Source organism: Blastococcus sp. TF02A-26, assembly GCF_003319125.1.
In the GTDB taxonomy this organism is placed as follows: domain Bacteria; phylum Actinomycetota; class Actinomycetes; order Mycobacteriales; family Geodermatophilaceae; genus Trujillonella.
The window spans coordinates 118,272-135,095 of record NZ_QOHG01000002.1 but is presented as its reverse complement, the minus strand read 5'-3'; the positions used below and the strand labels follow the sequence as shown (position 1 = coordinate 135,095).

At 73.3% G+C, this 16,824-nt stretch carries 15 protein-coding genes; 11 read left to right on the top strand and 4 right to left on the bottom strand.

Features of this window, described 5'->3' with window-relative positions; all coding sequences use genetic code 11:
* Positions 1-17: 17 nt before the first annotated feature.
* Genes DQ240_RS02705 through DQ240_RS02695 form a run of 3 tightly spaced genes read left to right on the top strand, consistent with a single transcriptional unit; the run spans position 18 to position 2,523 of the window.
* Complete coding sequence (locus DQ240_RS02705) at positions 18-848, top strand: ABC transporter permease (RefSeq protein WP_199588999.1); 831 nt, start codon at positions 18-20, stop codon at positions 846-848.
* Entirely contained in the window at positions 845-1,612 is a 768-nt protein-coding gene (locus DQ240_RS02700) for an ABC transporter ATP-binding protein (RefSeq protein ID WP_233498444.1), read from the top strand. Before DQ240_RS02705 ends, DQ240_RS02700 begins: the two co-directional genes overlap by 4 nt.
* A complete protein-coding gene (locus DQ240_RS02695; RefSeq protein WP_113838115.1) occupies positions 1,609-2,523 on the top strand; it encodes a glycosyltransferase in 915 nt (304 codons plus the stop codon). Before DQ240_RS02700 ends, DQ240_RS02695 begins: the two co-directional genes overlap by 4 nt.
* On the opposite strand, the gene DQ240_RS02690 is transcribed toward DQ240_RS02695, so the two are convergent.
* Positions 2,510-4,456, bottom strand: a complete 1,947-nt coding sequence (locus DQ240_RS02690) for a glycosyltransferase (protein WP_113838114.1) — start codon at positions 4,454-4,456, stop codon at positions 2,510-2,512. The genes DQ240_RS02695 and DQ240_RS02690 overlap by 14 nt on opposite strands.
* A 4-nt stretch (positions 4,457-4,460) precedes the next feature.
* Complete coding sequence (gene glf / locus DQ240_RS02685) at positions 4,461-5,648, bottom strand: UDP-galactopyranose mutase (RefSeq protein WP_113838113.1); 1,188 nt, start codon at positions 5,646-5,648, stop codon at positions 4,461-4,463.
* A 186-nt stretch (positions 5,649-5,834) separates the two neighbouring features.
* On the opposite strand from glf, the gene DQ240_RS02680 reads away from it, so the two are divergent.
* Both DQ240_RS02680 and DQ240_RS02675 read left to right on the top strand, forming a co-directional pair.
* The gene (locus DQ240_RS02680) at positions 5,835-6,806 is read left to right on the top strand and encodes a glycosyltransferase family 2 protein (RefSeq protein ID WP_113838112.1); all 972 of its coding nucleotides are present in this window, start codon (positions 5,835-5,837) and stop codon (positions 6,804-6,806) included.
* Entirely contained in the window at positions 6,803-7,912 is a 1,110-nt protein-coding gene (locus tag DQ240_RS02675) for a mannose-1-phosphate guanylyltransferase (protein ID WP_113838111.1), read from the top strand. Before DQ240_RS02680 ends, DQ240_RS02675 begins: the two co-directional genes overlap by 4 nt.
* 4 nt (positions 7,913-7,916) lie before the next feature.
* Here DQ240_RS02675 and DQ240_RS02670 read toward each other — a convergent pair whose 3' ends face one another.
* Positions 7,917-8,882: an NAD-dependent epimerase/dehydratase family protein gene (locus tag DQ240_RS02670; protein ID WP_233498443.1), complete on the bottom strand. Its 966-nt coding sequence runs from the start codon at positions 8,880-8,882 to the stop codon at positions 7,917-7,919.
* Between the two features lie 161 nt (positions 8,883-9,043).
* Here DQ240_RS02670 and DQ240_RS02665 point away from each other — a divergent pair, with 161 nt between their 5' ends.
* Entirely contained in the window at positions 9,044-9,775 is a 732-nt protein-coding gene (locus tag DQ240_RS02665; RefSeq protein ID WP_113838110.1) for a glycosyltransferase family 2 protein, read from the top strand.
* Entirely contained in the window at positions 9,772-10,146 is a 375-nt protein-coding gene (locus DQ240_RS02660) for a DUF2304 domain-containing protein (protein ID WP_199588998.1), read from the top strand. The genes DQ240_RS02665 and DQ240_RS02660 overlap by 4 nt, the downstream gene beginning before the upstream one ends.
* 70 nt (positions 10,147-10,216) lie before the next feature.
* On the opposite strand, the gene DQ240_RS02655 is transcribed toward DQ240_RS02660, so the two are convergent.
* Positions 10,217-11,434 (bottom strand): hypothetical protein, encoded by a 1,218-nt coding sequence (locus tag DQ240_RS02655; protein ID WP_147261925.1) that lies wholly within the window; start codon positions 11,432-11,434, stop codon positions 10,217-10,219.
* A gap of 108 nt (positions 11,435-11,542) precedes the next feature.
* Between DQ240_RS02655 and DQ240_RS02650 the strand changes: the two genes are divergently transcribed.
* The 4 genes from DQ240_RS02650 to DQ240_RS02635 all read left to right on the top strand — a co-directional run bounded on the left by DQ240_RS02650 (position 11,543) and on the right by DQ240_RS02635 (position 16,822).
* Entirely contained in the window at positions 11,543-12,658 is a 1,116-nt protein-coding gene (locus tag DQ240_RS02650; RefSeq protein ID WP_113838108.1) for a glycosyltransferase family 4 protein, read from the top strand.
* A complete protein-coding gene (locus tag DQ240_RS02645; protein WP_113838107.1) occupies positions 12,655-13,425 on the top strand; it encodes an SDR family NAD(P)-dependent oxidoreductase in 771 nt (256 codons plus the stop codon). Before DQ240_RS02650 ends, DQ240_RS02645 begins: the two co-directional genes overlap by 4 nt.
* A gap of 174 nt (positions 13,426-13,599) precedes the next feature.
* Positions 13,600-15,162 (top strand): hypothetical protein, encoded by a 1,563-nt coding sequence (locus DQ240_RS02640; protein WP_113838106.1) that lies wholly within the window; start codon positions 13,600-13,602, stop codon positions 15,160-15,162.
* 286 nt (positions 15,163-15,448) lie between these two features.
* Positions 15,449-16,822: a hypothetical protein gene (locus DQ240_RS02635; RefSeq protein WP_113838105.1), complete on the top strand. Its 1,374-nt coding sequence runs from the start codon at positions 15,449-15,451 to the stop codon at positions 16,820-16,822.
* Positions 16,823-16,824 lie beyond the last annotated feature (2 nt).

Here is a 16,824-nt window from a genome sequence, read left to right as displayed (position 1 = left end):
CTGTACCGTGGGTCGGCGTGTCCGTCTCGACCTCCCCGACGAGCCTGCGGCGGGCCGTGCTGGACCTCCGCCAGGGCTGGGAGCAGCGCCAACTGTGGGGTCATCTCGGCTGGCAGGACATCCGCCAGCGCTACCGGCGCTCCGTGCTCGGGCCCATCTGGATCACCATCAGCATGGCCGTCACGGCGGTTGCGCTGGGCATCCTGTACGCCGCGCTGTTCGGCAACGACCTCTCCGTCCAGCTGCCCTACATCCTCGTCGGCTTCATCGTCTGGGGCTTCATCAGCGGTTGCATCAACGAGGGCGCCGAGGTCTTCATCGCCAACGAGGGGCTGATCAAGCACCTGCCCTCGCCGCTGTCGGTGCACGTCTACCGGCTGGTCTGGCGCCAGGTGCTCTTCTTCGCGCACAACCTCATCGTCTACGCGGTGATGCTGCTCATCTACCCGCAGCCGCTGGACTGGTCGGTGCTCCTCGCCGTCCCGGCCTTCGCGCTGCTGGCGGTCAACGGCGCCTGGGTGGCCCTGGGCGTCGGGATCATCACCACGCGGTTCCGCGACATCATGCCGATCACCCAGAGCCTGGTGCAGCTGATGTTCTTCATGACGCCGATCGTGTGGATCTACGACGACCTGGTGAACAGCCCCGACCCGGCCATCGCCGACCGCGCCCGGCTGGCGGAGTTCAACCCCTTCCTGCACTTCCTCGAGATCGTCCGGCGGCCCCTGCTGGGACAGGACACCCTGTGGCGGCACTGGGTCGTCGTCCTCGGCATCACCGTGGTGGGCTGGACGCTCACCATGCTGGTGATGCGCCGCTACCGATCCCGCGTCTCCTACTGGGTGTGACCGTGACAGAGAACGCCGCTCCGGTGAGCATCACCACCAAGGACGCCTGCGTCGACTTCCCGATCTTCGACGCCAAGTCCCGGTCGTTGAAGAAGACCGTCATGGGACTGGTCGGGGGCAACATCGACAGCGGCAGCAAGGTGCCGATCATCGAGGCCCTGCGCGACATCACGCTCAACCTGGAGCACGGTGCCCGGGTCGGTCTGGTCGGTCACAACGGCGCCGGCAAGTCCACCCTGCTGCGCCTGCTGTCGGGGATCTACGAGCCGACCCGCGGGGTCGCGGAGATCCGCGGGCGGGTGGCGCCGGTCTTCGACCTCGGCGTCGGCATGGACCCGGAGATCTCCGGCCTGGAGAACATCATGATCCGGGGCCTGTTCCTGGGGATGACCCGCAAGCAGATGGAGGACCGGGTCGACGACATCGCCGACTTCACCGAGCTCGGCGACTTCCTGCGGATGCCGCTGCGGACCTACTCCACCGGCATGCGGGTGCGGCTGGCCCTCGGCGTCGTCACGAGCATCGACCCCGAGATCCTGTTGCTCGACGAGGGCATCGGGGCCGTGGACGCCGCCTTCCTCGAGAAGTCGAAGAACCGGTTGTCCGAGCTGGTGGAGCGGTCGGGGCTGCTGGTCTTCGCCTCGCACTCCGACGAGTTCCTGCGGGAGCTGTGCGACACGGCGATCTGGATGGAGCACGGGCAGATCCGGCAGCAGGGTCCGCTGGACGACGTCCTCCGGGCCTACAAGGGCCTGCCGGCGTGAGCGCCGGAGCCGACGCCACCCCGGACCGCGACAGCGTCGTCGCCGTCGTCGTCACCCGGCACCGGACGCACCTGCTGGCCGCCAGCCTGGCCGCGATCGCCGGGCAGACCCGCCCGGTCGACCACCTGGTCGTGGTGGACAACGGCCCGGACCAGGCGACCGAGGAGGTCGTGCGGGCCTGCGGCCTGCCGGTCACCTACCTGCCCAGCGCGCACAACCTCGGCGGCGCCGGCGGGTTCGCGCTCGGCATGCTGCACGCGCTCTCGCTGGGGGCGGACTGGGTGTGGTGCGCCGACGACGACGGCCGCCCCGCCGACGACGCGGTGCTGGAGACGCTGCTGGGCAGTGCCCGCCGGCACGGCCTGGTCGAGGTGTCGCCGCTGGTCACCGACGACAGTGACCCGGACCGGCTGGCCTTCCCGCTGCGCCGGGGGTTGCGCTGGCGGCGGCGACGCAGCGACTTCGCCGGCCTGGACCTCCTGCCGAACTACGCGTCGTTGTTCAACGGGGCGCTGTTCCGCGCCGACGCGCTCGACGTCGTCGGGGTCCCGGACCTGCGGCTGTTCTTCCGTGGCGACGAGACCGAGATCCACCGGCGGCTGGTGCGCTCGGGGCTCCCGTTCGGCACCTGCCCGCAGGCGGCCTATGTCCACCCTGAGGGGACGTCGGAGTTCGCGCCGATCCTCGGCGGGCGGCTGTCGGCCCAGTACCCGGCCAGCGACGTCAAGCGCTACTTCACCTACCGCAACCGCGGCTACCTCATGGCGCAACCGGGCATGCGCTGGCTGCGGCCGCTCGAGACCGTCCGCTTCGGCTGGTTCTTCCTCGTGACCCGGCGCGACCCGGCCGGGTGGCGCGACTGGCGTCGCCTCACCCGGGCCGGGCGCCAGGAGCGGTTCAGCCGCCCCTGACCTCGTCGGCGAAGGCCTTCTCCCAGCTCTCCGGCGACGTGAGCTGATCGAGGTGGGCGCGGTAGCGGCGGCTCAGTTCCGGGAACTCCCGGTAGAGCCGGGCGTGGACCGCGAGGGTGTGCCGCAGCATCCGCCAGAAGGTGTCGTACTCGCGCCGGCGGAAGGTGACCCCCCGGCCGTCCGCGGTGCCGACCGTCGCGCTGTCGATGCGGGCCAGGACGAACCAGCGGGCGTCCCGGGCGGGGACGTTGAGCTGAGGCACCTCGGCGGCCGCGGGGTCGGGCCGGCGCATGTTGTGCAGCACCGCCCCGACCAGCGCCCGAGCCGCGGTGACCGGGTTGCCCGGCTTGCGCATGAGCCGCTCGGCGCGGGTCGCGCCCATGGACGGAGGTGGCAGCTCACCGGTCGAGGCGATGACCCGGCCGTCGGGGTAGTCGGCCTGGTGCGCGAGGACCGTCGGCAGCGCCGTCGGCAGCAGCGGGAACAACTGCTCGGGGCCGGCGAGGAAGTCCTCGTACCCGCGGTGGCGCAGCGCCGTCGTGGCGTACTGGAGCACCAGTAGCCGCCGCAGGTCGTGCTTGAGGGTGTCCAGCAGCAGCCGGCCACCCCGCTCGAACGAGCTGTGCAGGGCCGCCGCCACCAACCGGTTCCTGGTGTGGAAGTAGGCCTGCCAGCCGGCCTCGTCGTCCTTGTCGCTCCAGGACAGGTGCCACACCGCGGCACCGGGCAGCGTCACGACGGAGTGCCCGGCCTCGCGGGCCCGGACGCCGTACTCGGCGTCGTCCCACTTGATGAACAGCGGGAGGGCCAGCCCGACCGACTCCATGACCGCGCGGGGGACCAGGCACATCCACCAGCCGGTGTAGTCGACGTCGATCCGCCGGTGCAGGTCCGGGGACTCGCGCAGGGACTCCTCGGCGAAGTCGTGGGTGTACTCGGTGTTCGGCGCGGGCCGCCAGAAGAACGTGTCGGGAGCGACGACCTCGCCCATGGTGTGCAGCACCGAGCGGTCCTGCAGCGTCAGCATCTGCCCGCCCACGATCGCCGGCTCCTTCGCGAACCGGGCGAAGGCGAACAGCCGCGCGATGCAGTCGGGCTCGATCTGGACGTCGTCGTCGAGCAGCAGGTGGTGCGTCGCGTCGGTCGCAGTCAGCGACTCGTACATCGTGCGGGAGAACCCGCCGCTGCCACCGAGGTTGCCCTGCTCCACCAGCCGCAGCCGTCCCCCGAGGGCGGCCTCCGCCGCCGCGAACGCGGCGGCGGCACGGACCCTCCGCGAGCCCTGGTCGGCGACCACGACGGTGGTGATCAGCTCGCGGACGACGTCGTCGTCGGCGAGCGCCTGCAGGGCGGCGACGCAGTCGTCGGGGCGGTTGAACGTGCAGATCCCGATGGAGAGCCGGGCCTCCTGCTCGGGGGCCTGCGGCGACCACCAGCCGGCGTCGCGGACGGTCAGCTCGGCGTCGTCGGCGGTGAGGTCGAACCAGTACCAGCCGCCGTCCTCGAACGGGGTGAGGTCCAGCTCGAACTCCAGGCGTCGCTCCTCGCCGGCCGTCGTCGCCCCGGTCACGTGGATGACGCTGCCGTCGGCCTTCGAGCGGTAGACGTCGACGCGGCCCCGACCCGAGAGGGTCAGCCCCAGCACGACCCGGTCCAACGTCGTCCACCGGCGCCAGTAGCTGGCCGGGAACGCGTTGAAGTACGTCGCGAAGGAGACCTCGCGCCCGGGCGCCAGGGTGGCATCGCCGCGGGAGGACGACCGCGCCCGCACGGTGCGGTCCTCGTCGACGTAGAGCGAGCGGACCTTCAGCGGGTCACCGGAGCGGGGGAGGATCACCCGCTGCAGCAGGGTCACCCCCTTGCCGGCCGCGAGGTCCGCGGCCGAGGGGTCGCTGACCCGTTCCGGGGACGCGTGGGACGCCGTCGACGCCATGCGGTCAGTCCTCCAGACGGCCGTCGAGCGAGCCGCCCTCGTCGAAGAAGGGGCGGATGCGGTTGTCGAACATGCTCAGCGCCGACCCGATGGCCATGTGCATGTCGAGGTACTTGTAGGTGCCCAGCCGGCCGCCGAACAGCACCTGCTTCTCCGCGGCCTCCCGCTTCGCCAGCTCGCGGTAGCGCTCGAGCTTGGTGCGGTCCTCCGGGGTGTTGATGGGGTAGTACGGCTCGTCGCCGGTCTCGGCGAACCGGGAGAACTCGCGGACGACGACGGTCTTGTCCTGGGGGTAGGACCGCTCCGGGTGGAAGTGCCGGAACTCGTGGATCCGGGTGTAGGGCACCTCCTCGTCGGCGTAGTTCATGACCGGGGTGCCCTGGAAGTCGCCGATCGGCAGCACCTCGGTCTCGAAGTCGAGGGTGCGCCAGCCCAGCTCGCCGGCCTCGTAGTCGAAGTACTTGTCGATCGGGCCGGTGAAGACCGTCGGCACGTCCCGGGGCAGCTCGTCGCGGACGTCGAAGTAGTCCGTCGACAGCCGGATCTCGATGTTGGGGTGGTCCGCCATCCGGGTCAGCCACGCGGTGTAGCCGTCGACCGGCAGACCCTCGTAGGTGTCGTTGAAGTAGCGGTTGTCGAACGTGTACCGGACCGGCAGCCGGGCGATGACCGCGGCGGGCAGCTCGGTCGGGTCGGTCTGCCACTGCTTCTTCGTGTAGCCGCGGACGAACGCCTCGTAGAGGGGGCGGCCGATCAGCGAGATCGCCTTCTCCTCCAGGTTCGTCACGTTCGCGGTGTCGATCTCGGCGGCCTGCTCGGCGACCAGGGCCCGGGCCTCGCTCGGGGTGAAGCTGCGGCCGAAGTACTCGCACAGCGTCGCGAGGTTCATCGGGAACGAGTAGGTCTGCCCGGCGTAGGTCGTGAAGACCCGGTGCTGGTAGTCGGTGAAGGAGGTGAACTGGTTGACGTAGTCCCACACCCGCTTGTTCGAGGTGTGGAACAGGTGCGCGCCGTAGACGTGCACCTCGATGCCGGTCTCCGGCTCGGGCGCGGAATACGCGTTGCCGCCGATGTGGTCGCGGCGGTCGAGGACGAGCACCCGCTTGTCCAGCTGGGTGGCCACCCGTTCGGCGACGGTCAGCCCGAAGAAGCCGGAGCCGACGATGACGAGGTCGGGGCGCGCGGAAGTCACGCCTCCGGACGATACCGGCGCGGGCGCCGTCGTCCGGCCCGCGAACGGGCGGTTGCGGGGTTTCCGTGACGAATCGGTCCTCCTCCGCGCCCCGCTGGTCACACGGGTCCCACCGGATCGGCCGCCCGGCGCTGCGCCGCGCGCCCACCGCCTCGACGCCACCGGCCCGCTCACTACAGTCGCCGTGTGCCGCCCGAGGACCCGACCGCCCCGCTGCGCGTCGTCGCGGTCACCTACTCCCCGGGGGAGTCCCTGGCCGGTTTCGTCGAGTCGCTGGCGCTGGCCACGACGCGGCCGGTGGAGGTGGTCCTGGCCGACAACGGGTCCACCGACGGAGCGCCCGAGGCGGCCGCGGCCACCCATCCGCACGTCCGGCTGCTGCGCACCGGCGGCAACGTCGGCTACGGCCCCGCCGCCAACGCCGGCCTGGCCGACCTGACCACGGGCCACGCGCTGGTGGCCAACCCCGACGTCCGGTTCGAGCCCGGTTCGGTCGACGAGCTGCTCGCCGCGACCGCGCGCTGGCCCCGGGCGGCGACCCTCGGTCCGGCGATCCGCACGCCCGAGGGGCAGCTCTACCCCTCGGCCCGCGACCTGCCGCGGCTGTCGACCGGCATCGGGCACGCCGCGCTCGGCTGGATCTGGCCGGGCAACCCGTGGACCGCGCGCTATCGCCGGGAGCGCGAGGAGCCCCGCGAGCGGCCCGCCGGCTGGCTGTCGGGCTCCTGCCTGCTGATCGACGTGGCCGCCTTCCGCTCGGTCGGCGGGTTCGACCCCGGCTACTTCATGTACTTCGAGGACGTCGACCTGGCCGAGCGGCTGGGACGGCGCGGCTGGCTGCACGTGTACGTGCCCAGCGCGGTCGTCGTCCACGAGGGCGGTCAGGCGACCAGCCGAGAGCCGCACCGGATGGCGCGCGTGCACCACACCAGCGCGCTGCGCTACCTGTCCCACCGGCACCCCGGCCGGCGCAACGCCCCGTTGCGGGCCGCGTTCCGAGCCGGGCTCGGGGCACGGATGCTGCTCTCCTACGCGAGCGGGCGGGTGGCGGCGGGCGCTCCGTTCCAGCGACGGGCCGACGACGTGGGCCGCGGCCGGGTGCCCGGGGCGGCCAAGCTGGCCCGGCCGGGGCGGGCCGCCGGAGGGAAGACCCGGTGAGGCACGCGGTGATCATGGCCGGCGGGTCGGGGACGCGGCTGTGGCCGCTGTCGCGGGCGCAGCGGCCCAAGCAGCTGCTCGACGTCATCAGCGACGGGCCCGCCACCCCCGGCGGCGGTGCGCACAGCCTGCTCGCCGAGGCCTTCGCGCGGCTGGAGGCGGTCCTCCCCGCCGAGCGGATCTGGGTCTGCACCGCCGCCCGCTACGGCGACCAGGTGCGCGCGGCCCTGCCCCGCCTGGACCCCGAGCGACTGGTGCTCGAGCCGACGGCCCGCGACACGGCCAACGCCGTCGGCCTGACCGCCGCGCTGGTCGCCGACGTGGACCCCGAGGCCGAGCTCGCGGTGGTGAGCGCCGACCACGTCATCCGCCCGGTGGAGCGCTTCGCGGCCACGCTCCGCACCGCCTTCGACGCCCTGGCCACCCGGCCGCGTTCCCTGGTCACCCTCGGGATCCGCCCGACCTCACCGGCCACCGGGTTCGGCTACGTGCGCCGCGGGGCGCCGACCGAGGTGGCGGGCGTGGCCGAGGCCGCGGAGTTCGTGGAGAAGCCCGACCGCACCACCGCCGAGGGCTATCTGGCGTCCGGCGACCACCTGTGGAACTCCGGGATGTTCGTCTGGCGGGCGCAGACCGTGCTCGACGCGCTCGCCGACCACCTGCCCGAGAGCGCTCGGGGGCTGGCGCGCATCGTCGCCGCGCGGGCGGGGGAGCAGCGCGCCGCGGTCCTGGCCGAGGTCTTCCCGACCCTGCCCAAGATCAGCGTCGACTACGCCGTCCTCGAGCCGGCGGCGCGGGAGCCGGGCCGGGTCCTGGTCGCCGACCTCGACGTCGACTGGCTGGACGTCGGCTCGTGGCCGGCGCTGGCGCAGACCCTGGAGACGGTGGGGGACAACGCCGTCCGCGGGCTGGCGGTCACGCTGGACTCGGCCGGGAACATCGTGTTCAGCGACGACCCGCAGCACCTCGTCGCCCTCGTCGGGGTCCGGGACAGCGTGGTGGTGCACACCGCCGACGTGACGATGGTCTGCCCCGTGGGCGAGGCCGAGCGGGTCAAGCAGCTGCTGGCCGCGGTCGAGGACCGGGTCGGCCCGCGGTACTCGTGAGCCGCTAGGCCAGCCGGCCGCGGGCCCACTCGACCGTGGCGCTCAGGCCCTCGGCCAGCGGCACGGGCACGACCTGCGGGAACAGCGAGCGCAGGGTGCTGTCGTCGGCGCGGGAGTGGCGGACGTCGCCGGCGCGTGGCTCCCGGAAGTCGACCTCCGCGGACTGCCCGCTGGCCGCCTCCAGCTGCTCGACCAGCTCGAGCAGGCTGGTCTCGGTGTTGAGCGCGACGTTGACCGGCTCCGGGTGGCTGAGCCGACGCAGGCTCGCGTCGAGCAGGATCTCGGCGACCGTCCCGACGAAGACGAAGTCGCGGGTCTGCCGGCCGTCGCCGAACACCACCAGCGGGCGGTCGTGGAGCAGGGCGTCGACGAACAGCGGGATGACCGCGGCGTACACGTGGTCGGCCGGCTGGCCGGGGCCGTACACGTTGAAGAAGCGGAACGCGACCGTCGAGAGGTCGTAGCAGGTCTGGTAGGTCAGCAGGTACTGCTCGGTGGCCAGCTTGCTCACCGCGTACGGGCTGAGCGGGCGCACCCACTCGCGCTCGCCCTTGAGCGGTGCGGGGTTGGAGCCGTAGACGGCGCTGGAGGAGGCGCCGACGACCTGGCGGACGCCGTGGCGCCGGCAGGCCTCCAGCAGCAGCAGGGTGCCGGTGGCGTTCACCTCGTGGCAGCCGAGCGGGTCGTCGATCGACGCCGGCACGCTGGCCAACGCCGCCAGGTGCACGACCGCGTCGACCCCCGCGACGGCCCGGTCGAGCGCGGCCGGGTCGGCGACCGAGCCCTCGTGGAACTCGACGTCGAGACCGGCGAGGTTCTCCCGCGCTCCGGTGGAGAGGTCGTCCAGGACGACGACCCGGCCGATCCGGTCGTCGGCCAGGGCCAGCCGGGCGAGGTTCGAGCCGATGAAACCGGCGCCCCCGGTGATCAGCAGGTCCGTCGTGCTCGATGCGCCCCCGGTGGTGTCCACCCCTGCACTCTAGAGCCGGCCAGGCGGGCCGACGCGGCCGCGGAGGGAGCCCGCGGGGCACACGCGGGTCCGGTGGGCCGCCTGTGACGGACGGGGTCCACACGCTCCGGACACGGCTCAACATCCGGTGGCGCCGGGCGACCAGAGCTACCGTTTGCGTCATGAACGAGATCACGGTGGACTCGGGCTCCGTGGCCGGCCGGCTGCCCGCCACGGCAGTCGTCATGCCCGTCTACAACGAGGCGACCGTCGTGCGGGGGGTCATCGCCGAGCTGGTCGACCTCGGACTCACGGTGATCGCCGTCGACGACGGCAGCCGGGACGACTCCGCCGCCGAGATCGAGGCCGCGGGCGCGATCCGCGTCTCCCACCCGATCAACCTGGGCCAGGGCGGGGCGCTGCAGACCGGCTTCGAGGCCGCGCTGCGCTTCACCGACGCCAAGTACGTCGCGACGTTCGACGCCGACGGCCAGCACCAGGCCGCCGACCTCCTGGGGATGATCGCCAAGGCGGAGGAGGGCGGCTACGACGTCGTCCTCGGCTCGCGCTTCCTGGAGAGCACGACGGAGATGAGCTTCCTCCGCCGGATGATCCTCAAGACGGCGACCAAGGTCTTCAACCGCGGGAGCGCGCACAAGCTGACCGACGCGCACAACGGCTTGCGCCTGGTGACCCGCGACGTCGCGGCGCGGATCAACCTCGCCTTCCACGGGATGGCCCACGCCAGCGAGCTGGAGCAGGTGCTCACCCAGCCGCACTACCGGCTGACCGAGTTCCCGGTGCACGTGCTCTACACGGAGTACTCGCGCTCCAAGGGGCAGCCGCTGCTCAACAGCGTGAACATCCTGGGTGACATCCTCGCCCACCGCGTGAGCACCTGGAGCCGAGCGTGATCAAGTTCCTGCTCGCCCCGGCGGTCGTCATGGCCGTCTTCTTCTCGCTGCGCTCCCGCGCGTCGCTGCGCGGCCAGGCCCGGCGGAAGATCCTCGCCGGGCTGACGGTCCTCGCCGGCGTCCTCGCCGTCATCTTCCCCGGCCTGCTGCAGGAGCTCGCCGACGTCGTCGGCGTCGACCGCGGCACGGACCTGTTGCTCTACCTGCTGGCGATCGTCGTCATCTACTCGGTCGGCAGCACCAGCGTGCGCTTCCGCGAGCAGGAGGCCCGGCTGGTCCGGCTCGCCCGCCAGGTCGCCCTGGCCGAGACCGAGGCCCGGCTGCTGGCCCGCCCGCAGGGCGGGACACTCACCGGTCAGCCGCGGACCTGACGCCGGACCCCCGGTTCCCGACGGCCCTCGCACCCCCGGTGCGGGGGCCGTCGTCGTCGGTGCTCTCGCCTCACTCGGGGACGAGCGTCCCGGCCTGCGGGGGAGCGGCGGGGGCGGGGTCGGGCCCCCGTGCCGCGCCGACCAACAGCGCCGTCCAGATCACGACGGTCATCCCGGTCGACACGACGAAGCCCCAGATGGCGCCGGACGCCGAGCCCAGCACCGCGCCGAGCAGCGGCAGCGCGATGGCGAACACCGTGTGCACCGCCCGGCCGACCAGCAGACGGCGGTGGGCCACCCGCATGCGGGCGAGGATGCCCAGCACGTAGGTGAGGAACTGCAGGCCGATGAAGAGTCCGCACGGGACGGCGAAGTCGCTCAGCGCCGAGAGCACCGGGCTGAACGACAGGACCGCCGGGACGACGAACTCCAGCGCCAGGTACCCCACGACCGTCAGCGCGGTGGCGACCGCGAGCAGGCCCCCGGCGACGCGGGCGGTGGCCAGCCGCCTCAGGCTCACCTGGGAGATCAGCGGCCGGACCGGGTCGATGAGCAGCTGGATCGGGACCGACAGGCTCGACACGCTGCGGTAGACGCCGAAGTCGTACAGCCCCAGTACCGGGGCCACGAGGACCGGTGTGCCGGTGGCGCCGGCGTCCATCAGCAGGGACTCGCCGAGCAGCACCCGGACGGTGCGGCGGTTGCGGCGGTACCAGCCGACCGGGCCGCCGCCGCGCAGCGCTCCCCGGGTGAACAGGGCGGCCGCGGCGACCGCGGAGACCGCCCAGGCGACCAGCAGGGACGTCAGCAGGGAGCGGTCGGCGAGCAGGAGTGCGGCCAGCACCGCGACCAGCACGACGACGGCGACCGCGTCCGACGGCAGGACCGCCCGCACCCCGTGCTCGACCGCGTGGTGGTAGCGGGCGCCCTGGCGGTAGAGCGTCGCCGTGACGGCGACCGCCATCGTCGCGGCGAGCCCGCCCGAGCCCAGGACCGGCCAGCCGACCGCGAGCGTGACCACGCCGGCGACGGCGCCGACGGCGGCGAGCGCGCCGGTGTAGTCGGCCCAGCTGCCGGCCGAGGAGCCGGCGGCCCGCACCCGCGCCCAGGTGTCGGCCACGGCCGACAGCAGGATCGACCAGCCCTCCGCGAACACGAGGAAGACCAGGGCGAAGGTGCCGTAGTCGTCGACCGGGAGGAGGAGCACGGCGAGGACGGGGACCAGCGCCGCGCTCAGCCCCCCGGTGACGGCCGACAGGGCGAGGACGAGCCGGTTCACGCGGGACACGCCTCCGGTGGTGCGGTCTTCGGGGTGGCCGTGCGAGCCGAGACGTTACCCGTCCGGTCACTAGCATCTCGGGCAGCCGGCCGGTCGCCACCGCGAACGAAGGACGACATGCGAGCCCTCATCGCCGCCCCGTACTACCCCCCGCACCCCGGGGGCATCGAGCGCTTCAGCGCGGGGGTGGCGGCCGAGCTCGTCTCCCGCGGCTGGGTCGTCGACGTCGTCCACTGCGCCACCGACCCGGGGGCGGCCGAGCGGACCGAGGGGCCCGTGGGCGAGCGGCTGCACGGCCTCGACGCGCGGCTCGTCGCCGGGCGGCTGCCCTTCCCGCGCCGCACCGCGCGCAACGCCCGGATCATGACCGAGGTCAGGGACACCGCGTACGACTTCGTGCTGGTCAACTCGCACCTGTTCGTCTCCAGCCTGATGGTGGCCCGGGCCGTCGGGGACGCCGACGCCGTGTGGCTGAACCACGGCTGCGACCACGTGGCGACCGGCAGTCGGGCGGCCGACCTGGGGGTGACCGCGTACGAGCACGTGCTGGCCGGCCGCCTCAAGCGGCGGGTCCGCACCGTCGCGGGCGTCTCCCGGGAGGCCGCTGCGTGGCTGGGGCACATGGGGGTGCACACGAGCGCGAGCGTCGGCAACGCGGTGTCCGCGGTCGGCCCGGCCCGGGACGGGCGCCGGGACGGTCCGCTCCGGGTGGTGTCGGTCGGGCGGCTCGAGGCGGGCAAGGGGGCGCTCGAGGCCGTCCAGCTGGTGGCCGGTCTGCCGGCGGAGGTCGACGTGGAGCTGACCGTCTGCGGCGGGGGCTCCCTGGCCGGGGAGCTGGCCCGGCGCGCGGCGGCGTCCCCCCGCCCCATCACCCTGACCGGCCCGCTCCCGCACCCGCAGGTGCAGGAGCTCCTCGCCGACGCCGACGTGATCGTCTGCCTGTCGGAGTCCGAGGGGTTCCCCACCGTGCTGCTCGAGGCCGGCGCGGTGGGGTGCAGCGTGGTCACCCTCCCCGTCGGCGGGACCGAGGAGCTGCTGGCCGGCGGTGGCGGGTGGCGGGTGCACGACCTCGAGGAGGCCGCCGCCCGGCTGCGCGCGCTGGCCGTGCGCCCGGCCGAGGCGACGGAGGCCGGCGAGGCGCTGCGCCGGACGATCGCCGCTCGCTACACCTGGCCGCCGGTCGTCGACCGGCTGCTCGCCCTCACCGGTCGCGGCTACGGTGGGCCCTCGTGAAGACCTACGACGTCGCGGCGGTCGTGTCCGGTGGGGCCTCGGGCCTCGGCGAGGCGACGGTGCGCGCCCTCGCCGAGCGCGGTGCGGCGGTGACCGTCCTCGACCTGCAGGAGGAGAAGGGGCAGGCGCTGGCCGCGGAGCTGGGCGGCGCCACGACCTTCGTCCGCACCGACGTGACCGACGAGGAGTCGGTGCGCGCCGCCGTCGCCGAGGCCGCCGGCAAGGACCGGCCGCTGCGGATCGCGGTCAACTGTGCGGGCATCGGCTGGGCGCAGCGCACGCTGGGTCGTGGCGGCGAGCCGCACGACCTCGGCGCGTTCAGCCGGACCGTCCAGGTCAACCTCGTGGGCACGTTCAACGTGCTCCGGCTCGCCGCCGCCGCGATGGCGACGGCCGAGCCGCTCGAGGACGGCGAGCGGGGCGTCGTCGTCAACACCGCCTCGATCGCCGCCTACGACGGGCAGATCGGCCAGGTGGCCTACGCCGCGTCCAAGGGCGGCATCGTCGGGATGACGCTGCCCGCCGCGCGGGACCTGGCCGCGGTGGGCGTGCGGGTGTGCACGATCGCGCCCGGCCTGGTCGACACGCCGCTGCTGGGCGCGCTCCCGGAGCCGGCCCGGGAGGCGCTCGCGGCCGGCATCCCGTTCCCGCAGCGTCTCGGCCGGCCCGACGACTTCGCGCAGCTGGCACTGGCGATCATGGAGCACGGCTACCTCAACGGAGAGGTGATCCGGATGGACGGCGCCCTCCGCATGGCGCCGCGCTGAGCCCCTCGGGGCGGCTCGTGATCACGGTGGGACGGGTGGGGCTGACACGCTCCCGACGTCCTGGCGGCGGTGCCGTTCGACTTTAGAGTCCGTGCGCAGCGGCCGAGCTCGGCCGGCGGAGGCCGGGGTCTCCTCGAGACGCCCCCGGCCCGCACGAGAACGGTTTCCAGATCGATGCTGACCCAGACGAGTGCGTCGCCGCTCGAGGTCCCGGCCGCACCGGAGCAGGCCGCGGCCGCCCCGGACCCCGGCCCGGCCGGGCGCCGGACGGCGCTCCCCTCCCGCCCACCGGCGGGGAACCGCTGGCGGCGTGTCCGGCACGCCGGCACGCGGGTGCTGGACACCGCCACCCGGGCGCTGGGCTCCTGGCCGCGGGTGCTGGTCGCCCTGGGCGTGGGACTGCTGGCCCTCAACGTCGTCGCGTACTACCCGGGCTTCCTGTCCAACGACTCCATCGACCAGTTCGGTCAGGCGCTGGACACCCGGCAGCTGGACGACTGGCACCCGCCGGTCATGACCGCCCTGTGGTGGGTGGTCAACAAGCTCTCCTTCCAGACCGTCGGCGCCATGCTCGTCGTGCAGCTCACGGCCCTGTGGAGCAGCCTCGTCCTCCTGGCCGTCTACGCGTTCCGGCGGACCGGCCTGCGGCCGGTCTCCCTCCTGCCTCTGGCGCTGGGCGTGCTGCCGTACGTCGCCAACATCTCGGGTGTCATCTGGAAGGACACCCATCTCGCGTTCGCCATGCTCGGCGCGGTCGCGCTGCTGCTGCACCTGCAGCTCGGCATCGGCCGGCGGTGGCTGCGCACCGCCGCCGTCGCCGCGGTGGTCCTGCTGCTCGCCTACGCCGGAGCCGTCCGCTACAACGCCCTGCCGGCGCTGGTCCCGCTGCTGTTCCTCCTGCGGTGGCCCGGTGCCCGCAACGCGAGGCGCGCGCGCCTGGCGCTGGCCGGTGGCGTGGTCGTCGGTGCCCTGGCGGTCACCCCGGTCATCGACCTGGTGCGGCCGGTGGCGGCGACCCACCCCTCGTCGAGCATCATGCTCGACGACGTCATGCACCTGTACACGGTCGAGGAGCTGGCCGACGCGGACGTCAGCCCGTCGCTGCGTCGGGAGCTCGTGGCGCTGGCGCAGCGGTGCCCCTCCTCGGAGCGGGACGTCAACTACACGTGGCGGTGCGCCAGCACCGGGGACATCCCGCAGTTCCTCCTCGACCACCCCGCGGAGATCCGGGACCTGTACCTGAGCGGGATCGCCGGCGACCCGCTGGGCTACCTCCACTACCGGGCCTACGTCTTCAGCCGGTTCCTCGACACCCCCTTCGGCGAGAGCTTCGTGTGGTGGTACGGGGTCGGCCCGAACCCGTACGGCCTGACCTTCACGCCGAACGCGGCGACCGACGGGCTGTACACCTACGTGGACTTCTCGTTCCGCAACTTCGGCTTCCTCTACAAGCCGTTCACCTGGCTGCTGGCCGGCGCCGTGCTCCTGGCCGTGACCTGGCGCCGGCGTCGGGACCTGCCACACGCGCCGGTGGTCCTGGCCCTGTGCGCGTCCTCGCTGCTGTACATCGTCAGCTACGTGCCCACGGTCATCGGCTACGACTACCGCTACGTGTACTGGCCGGCCATCGGCGTCACCCTGGCGGGCCTGCTGTTCGCCGCCGACCGGTTCCGCTCGGGTGCGGACCGCCGGGCGACACGCCGGGCCGACCGCGCCCGCGCAGTGGTGAACATCTGACGAACCGGTCGGTTCCGGGGTGTCAGGGTCCGCACCCTGTAGTGATCGGGACCACTCCGTCACACCGGGCACGTCGGAGTCGCGCCGGCGTGCTGACCCGGTCGTCGGTGTTCGTGCAGGTCAGTCGGGTGTCAGCGGGCATCGGCCGCCTCGTCGCCGGACTCCAGCCGAAACCGGTCCCGATTCGGCAACATCTGCGTCGTGACCGTGCGTGGTCGCGCCCATACGCTGGCCGTACCGGACGACGGTGCCCTCAGGCGCCGCGAGTCAGCGAGAGGGGGGACCGGTGCTGCGCATGACCCGCGAGCGGCTCGCCTGGCTGGCCGTCACGGTCCTCCTGGCGCTGGAGATCCGGTTCGACGTCCTGAGGCTGCTCGACCCCGGCTACAAGGACCTCTTCCAGGCCGACTCGGACGCGCTGGTCCGCGCCGAGATGCTCGACCCCGCCCCGGTGCTCCTGCCGCCGCTCGGTTCCCGCGGCGCCGAGTACACCAGCCAGTTCGGCCTGCAGGGCATGGTCATGAACTGGCTGAGCCCGGGGGACCACCTCTACGAGGCCATGCGGATGACGACGGCGCTGCTCGCCGCCGCCGTCCTCGCCACCGCGGTGATGGCCAGCCGGCGGGCGTGGGGGAACCGGGTGGCCGCCGTGCTCCTGGTCCTGCTGACCCTGTCCTTCTGGACCAACGGCTTCGGCGCGAGCACCTACTGGCAGCTGTGGACCATGCTGCTGCCGATCCTGGTCCCGCTGCTGGTGTGGCCCCGGCTGGGCGAGGGCCGGCGCAAGTGGGTGCGCGGCTGCGCCCTCGTCGCCGGGCTCGTCCTGCTCAAGTGTCTGTGCGGGTACGAGTTCATCAGCACCGTGCTGCTGGGCTCCGCGGCCGCCGTCGCCTTCCACGAGTTCCGGGGCCGGATCGACCGGCGGCTCCTCCTGCGCCTCGGGGTGGTGCTCGTCGCCGGCGTCGCCGGCTTCGCCCTCGCGATGGCCCTGCACGTCGGCCAGCTGCTGGCCCTCTACGGGGACGCCTCGGTCATCGGCGAGCGCATGGGGGAGCGGACGTTCTCACCCAGCAGCATGGCGCTGGCCCTCGACCTCGCCCGCGCGCAGGACGACCCGCTGTTCGGCTGGCTGCTCGGCTCCGGCGACGTGGTCGGTCTCTGGCTCTACCAGATGACGGCCTACCTCCGGGCTCCCGCGGTGACGCTGCCGGCGCCGACGGCGACCGGCTTCGGTCCGGGCGTCTACGGCATCCCGATCTGGGCCTTCGTCGCGGTCTACGCCGCCCTCGCGGTGGAGGCGTACCGCGGCCGCCGGCCCGACGCCGCGCTCCAGCGGCGGCTCGCCGTCGCGGGCGGCCTGGGCCTCGCCGGGGCGCTCTCGTGGCTGGTGCTGGCCTACGGCCACATGATCAACCACGTCCACATCGACGCGATCGTGTTCTACCTGCCGTTCCTGCCCGTGGTCTTCCTCATGATCGCCCTGCGCACGGCCGAGGTGAGCCGCCGCGTGTGGGCCGGGCGCGGCAGCCGGGCGCAGCCACCGCCCGCCGCCCCGAGGCCTGACGACCCCCCGACGGCCCGGCTGGTGCCCGACGACCTCGTCCGCTTCCCCGAGGTGCCCGCCGTCCGGCGGAACGACCCGAGCGGGCTCCCTCTCTGACC